Source organism: Xenorhabdus khoisanae (assembly GCF_001037465.1).
Classification (GTDB): domain Bacteria; phylum Pseudomonadota; class Gammaproteobacteria; order Enterobacterales; family Enterobacteriaceae; genus Xenorhabdus; species Xenorhabdus khoisanae.
In genome coordinates this window covers 1-3,394 of sequence record NZ_LFCV01000224.1, presented here as the reverse complement: position 1 = coordinate 3,394, position 3,394 = coordinate 1, and the positions used below count along the sequence as shown (strand labels likewise).

The window sequence follows — 3,394 nt, the reverse complement described above, 5'->3', positions numbered from 1 at the left end:
TCTCCACGAAACACCACCAGATTTATACAAAATCTGGTGGTGTTTTTTAATTCAAATCTAAATAAGCCTGCTCAGGAGGTGGTAAGAGGTCATCACCTACAAAAGCTCTATCACATTTTACTCACATTCACCATGGACGTACTGACACGTTGACCGTTATACGTGGGAATGCGATAAGCGGGGCTGGTGTATTAGCCTTCTACCTGATAGTCGAACGGTATATTACACAGGCTGGATTTGTGTTCACATTCTCAATTGCCATAGGTGTCGCATTGTTGGTTACTTTCTTTATCCTTTTTTTATTAAAAAAACGTCCTTGTTGAAAACAGTTATATTACGGGTAATCAACATGATGACCTAATAATACGGATTATCACTTAAATAAGTACGTTCGTCTTCTTCTTCCTGCGTCCCGCAGAGATGCCGAGGCAAGATCACGAATGTTTTTTAGTCAAAATAAACAAGTTGCGTCGCGTAAAGAGCTGTGATCTTATACTCTCTTTTGAAAGTTGAAAATCAATACCATGTACCTCGAAAACTTTAGCCTGCATTTTTCAGAGATCCAAGACCCGCGCCAGAGCGCGAAAGTCGCTTATCCCTTATTTGATATCCTGTTTGCGTCGCTTTGTGCAATGATTGCGGGGGCAGAAGGCTGGAATGATATTCAGGAATATACCGAAGGCTACCACGAATGGTTTCTGCAACAAGGCATGTTCAAAGAAGGTGTCCCCGTTGATGATACGTTTGCCCGGATCATTTCGCGGATCAACCCACAACAATTTAACCTCTGTTTTATCAATTGGATGAACTCAGTACATGAACTCACCCAGGGGGAATTAGTGGCCATTGACGGTAAAGTATTACGCGGCTCTTATTCCCCGGAAGAACGCCTTTCAACACTCCATCTGGTCAGCGCTTACGCCACCGCGAATAAACTGGTCATGGGACAGGTGCGGACACAGAAAAAATCCAATGAAATTACGGCCATCCCTGAGCTGATTAACCTGTTAAATCTAAAAGGCGCTCTGGTTTCCATCGATGCGATGGGATGCCAAACCCAAATAGCCCGGGAACTCATTAATGCTGATGCGGATTATTTATTCAGTGTCAAAGACAACCAAAAAAGCCTCCATCGTGCAGTGCAAAACGCCTTGAAAGCACAATGCATCGCCCCCTCTACAAGAGAAAAACTCAGGGTAGAACAGGGTCATGGCCGAATCGAAATCCGGGAAAGCCATGTTATCAGTGCCGATGCACTCAAAGCCGATTTCCCCGAATGGCCGGAATTAAAAACCCTTGGCGTTGCAATAGGATACCGACAAGAAAAAGGCAAATCAGCCAGCCTTGAATATCGCTATTACATCAGTTCAGCCGAACTGACAGAAGAGAAATTCGCTCAGGCAGTACGCAGTCACTGGTGCATTGAAAATCATCTCCATTGGGTGCTGGATGCGACTTTTCATGAAGATGATTGCCAGATTTATCGAGAAAATGCAGCAGAAAATATCGCGATATTAAGGCGGATTGCCTTGAATATGTTGAAACAGGAAAAAACCAAATTAAGTATCAGGATGAAACGTAAGCGAGCATGGATGAAAATTCAATTTCTGGAACAGATATTACAAGCAGGATTTTCCAACCTGAGTATTATTTGATCATTCATGCGGTTGTCCTGCTTTCGTAGTGAGTTGAAATGGCACTGTTGCAAATAAGCTCGCAAGTTTGTATGTTCTCTGATTTTAAATGGTTATAGACCAAGGACTCTATTCACTAAGTACATTTCCCCCAAGGCATGGCCATAGTAAAACATTTCAGCTTGCCCTTTGCGTAACGCTCGCATCACTTCAATGCCTTTGAGTGTTGTATAGGCTGTTTTCAACGATTTGAAACCTAACTGTAACGGCTACTTACAACCCCTATTTGTGAAGTAAAAGGGAGCATTGAATTTATTAGCTCCCGATTATTTGAATCTAATGTTTGTTTTCACAATACATATTACATATTATTTTAATGAACATTACTTGCGTGAATAATTTAGTAGTTGAGTGATTTTTGCCGAGTTAAATGTACCATTTTGTGAATCCCCAAGCTTCTGTAAAGTCTTTTAACATTATAAGTTTTGGATAAGAGTGATTACGTGAAATATATCCAAGATGGTCGTCCTTTCTCATACACCACTCGAATCCTCCATCTATACGTTTAATCACAACCATATCTTCCCATTTTTGTTGGTACTGAGCTTCACAGATAAGTATCTCGTAAGCATTGTAGCCAAGGTAAGCGCCGTGATAACTTGCAGGAGCTGCACGGCAAATAAAACCAAGGTAGCCCCCATTTTCGACACATTCAAATTTTTGGGACGGTCTACCATCCCATTCTGCCATTGTCACTGTCCCCGGAACGTTAGGTCCTAGATCCACAGTTACAGCATTCACATACTCTTCAAAAGGTCCCTCTTGAATTGGGTATGTATGAATAATATAGGAATTGCCCGGAATTGGAATATCGTTTCCTGTGAGATTTTGCATAATTGTTCCTCAATTAATATATTTTTTATATAAATCTTAAATTCCATACTGGATTCATAATGAATTTTTAAATTCATAAATAATAGATATGTAAATTCTCACTAATATTTTAATTTGTTTTTTATTTTAATAAATAATAAAAAATATTAATGTTCTGATATATAAAAACAAATCCATTATTTTATTCTTCCATATGAAAGGTTAAAACCACCGACTTTAAGTCGGTCAGCTTTAGCTGCAATACTGTGTTGTACTGGAGGAGCAACATGGATTACAGATACGGCAGTCACACAGTATTCCAGATTGAATATCATTTTGTGTGGGTAACTGTAGGCGCTCACATTTAAAAACAGTCTTGCTCGCGTTTATTCGGTTTTTTTGCTCACATTAAGTGCAAATGAAATGGGGTTTATGCTCACGCTGATTGCAACTATGCTCGCATTTCATTTCGTCCTGCTCACACTAATTGCAAATGAAATCCGCTTCCATAGACTGACCAGTTATCTTTTATGGGTAGACCTAAAACATACATCGATGAGACACTAACGCCGCCTCATAAGGGTTTAAGCCGAATTTACGAGACGCCCAGCTTTCGAGATCCAGAGCCAAATGAGATGTTTTCTTCATTTGCAGTTATTGTGTGAGTCAGCGAAAATGGAATGCGAGCCTGTTATCACTTAATGTGAGCCTGAGGTATTTTTCATTTGCAGTTAATTTGAGCCAAAATCTGCGCTGATTGCGAGTCCGAGCATTTTTAAATGCGAGCCGTTACAGTTATCAGTTGGAGTTTTATGTATTTATTTCTTAGATTCGCATGATAAGTGCAATTTCTGAAAAAGGCGGTCAGTTGCTATAGTAGGCATCTT

Annotated in this window: 2 protein-coding genes and 2 pseudogenes; 2 read left to right on the top strand and 2 right to left on the bottom strand. The window is 40.0% G+C overall.

Annotated features, from left to right (window positions below; genetic code table 11):
• Positions 1-524 precede the first annotated feature (524 nt).
• Entirely contained in the window at positions 525-1,655 is a 1,131-nt protein-coding gene (locus AB204_RS20310) for an ISAs1 family transposase (RefSeq protein WP_047965196.1), read from the top strand.
• A gap of 92 nt (positions 1,656-1,747) precedes the next feature.
• Here the strand turns inward: AB204_RS20310 and AB204_RS21820 are convergent.
• Both AB204_RS21820 and AB204_RS20305 read right to left on the bottom strand, forming a co-directional pair.
• Positions 1,748-1,894: pseudogene (locus AB204_RS21820) on the bottom strand (IS6 family transposase); the annotation flags it as partial.
• Positions 1,895-2,060: 166 nt separating this feature from the next.
• A complete protein-coding gene (locus AB204_RS20305; protein WP_047965195.1) occupies positions 2,061-2,528 on the bottom strand; it encodes a hypothetical protein in 468 nt (155 codons plus the stop codon).
• Positions 2,529-2,794: 266 nt separating this feature from the next.
• Here AB204_RS20305 and AB204_RS22640 point away from each other — a divergent pair.
• Positions 2,795-2,857, top strand: a pseudogene (locus AB204_RS22640) (IS200/IS605 family transposase); the annotation flags it as partial.
• Positions 2,858-3,394 lie beyond the last annotated feature (537 nt).